Source organism: Rickettsia endosymbiont of Proechinophthirus fluctus (assembly GCF_001602635.1).
In the GTDB taxonomy this organism is placed as follows: domain Bacteria; phylum Pseudomonadota; class Alphaproteobacteria; order Rickettsiales; family Rickettsiaceae; genus Rickettsia; species Rickettsia rickettsii.
Genome location: NZ_LECS01000004.1, coordinates 440,695 through 442,507 on the forward strand (window position 1 = coordinate 440,695; position 1,813 = coordinate 442,507).

Sequence of the window (1,813 nt, forward strand, 5' to 3'; positions counted from 1 at the left end):
TAGAAGATGCCGAGACTATTAAAAATACCGAAATAGCAAAAGAATTGTCACTTCCACCGGTCAAATTACATTGCTCACTACTTGCTGAAGATGCAATAAAAGCAGCTATAGCCGATTACAAACAGAAACAAGAAAGCAAAAAAGACTCTTAAAATATGAAAAATGTTATTTCATTAACCGATTCTGCTGCAAAGCAAGTAAAATTGCTAATAGAAAAACGCACCAAGCCTACATTTGGTATTAGGGTAGGAGTTAAGTCAGGCGGTTGTGCCGGTCAGACTTATTACGTGGAATATGCCGATAGTAAAAATCAATTCGATGAAGTAGTTGAAGAAAAGGGCGTACGGATACTAATCGACCCAAAGGCATTAATGTATATTCTAGGTTCTGAAATGGACTATGTAGAGACTAAATTCAAATCCCAATTCACTTTCACCAATCCTAATGAAAAAGCTAATTGCGGCTGCGGCAAATCTTTTAGCGTGTAACACTTTAGAATCAATAAAGGTTTTAAAATATGTTTAACTGGGTTTATAATAAAATATTCTCTTAAAAGCACTAGAGGAAAGAATTGATTTCTTTTCTCCGCTTAATACAGAAGAAAAGGAAAAAAGAAGGGCTGAAATTAGACTTATGAGAGATGCTGATATCGAAAATGATAAAAAGTCTATTCTAGAAGCAATAGTAAAAAAGGACAAATTATTTTAGAACCCTATACGGCAATACCTTTAAAAGAAAGTTGGCTATTTAATCACAAAAAGGTTTTAACGCAAAGATTTGGAAGAACTCGAAAATAATAAAGGATTAGAAAAACGTTTAAAAGCAGTAAAAAAACACTGACATATCTATAGGCAAACCCTCGTCATCCTAGTTTAAATACCCATAAATATAAAAAAATCTGTTAAAGGACATAACGGAGAAGAAATATTTAAAGCTTATGCTGAAAATAATACTCCTGCTGCTTATAGAATTTTTTGGTATTATGGACCAAACAAAGCATCTCCTGATTTCACTGTATAAACTTTAGCGGTGCGATTTGGCATATTAACTCCTAAGATTATTTTTGATAGCTTAAAAAGCTATCAATCTTTTGTTTAGCAATCAAGAATAAAATAATTATAGTAGTTTTAACTATTGCTAAAAATCATTATTTCAGCTATGTTAAAGCTGTTTCTTTAAATTAGATTAATATGTCACAAAAATTAGGTTTCTGGGCGGTTTTTGCCTTAGTAACCGGCGGTCAAATCGGTACTAGCGTTTTTATCTTGCCGTTAAGTTTAGCACCGTTCGGTATATACAGCATTTGGGGCTGGGTACTTTCATTATTCGGTGCTATGAGTATAGCACTTGTATTTTCTACCCTTTGTGCAAAATTTCCTAAAACAGGAGGTCCGCACGTTTATGTACGGGAAAATTTGGGGGATAAAATAGCTTTTTTCACCGGTTGGACTTACTGGATTATATCCTTTGTCAGTACAAGTATAGTAGTCATTTCGGCAATAGGTTATCTAACGCCTTTTTTTAAATCACAAGCGATTTTAGACTTAATATTACAGATCATATTATTAGGTGCTATTATGGTTTTAAATTTAAAAGGTCCTGAAGTAGCAGGAAAAGCAGAGTTTTATTTAACTCTCTTAAAATTTGTTCCATTGCTTATAGTAGGTTTATGTGCTTTATCACATTTTAATATAGATAATATAACTATTGCCAAGGAAGTAGAGAATTTAAGCATCCCGAGCATTATGGGAAGAGTTGTACTTCTTACTTTTTGGGGATTTATTGGCATAGAATGTGCAACTACCACGGCAGG

The 1,813-nt window shown here is 33.3% G+C and carries 3 protein-coding genes; all 3 read left to right on the forward strand.

From position 1 onward, the window contains the following. Positions 1–152: iron-sulfur cluster assembly scaffold protein (locus BG75_RS09875; RefSeq protein WP_252903729.1), on the forward strand; the 152-nt coding region annotated here is incomplete at its 5' end. A 3-nt stretch (positions 153–155) separates the two neighbouring features. After that, complete coding sequence (locus tag BG75_RS04175) at positions 156–488, forward strand: iron-sulfur cluster assembly accessory protein (protein ID WP_062811552.1); 333 nt, start codon at positions 156–158, stop codon at positions 486–488. Positions 489–1,190: 702 nt separating this feature from the next. Beyond that, positions 1,191–1,813, forward strand: a 623-nt coding sequence (locus tag BG75_RS09880) for an APC family permease (protein ID WP_252903647.1), incomplete at its 3' end; no start/stop codon positions are given.

Coding starts and splice junctions, on each gene's coding strand:
- BG75_RS04175 (WP_062811552.1), top strand. CDS start 156: ATGAAAAATGTTATTTCATTAACCGATTCTGCTGCAAAGCAAGTAAAA.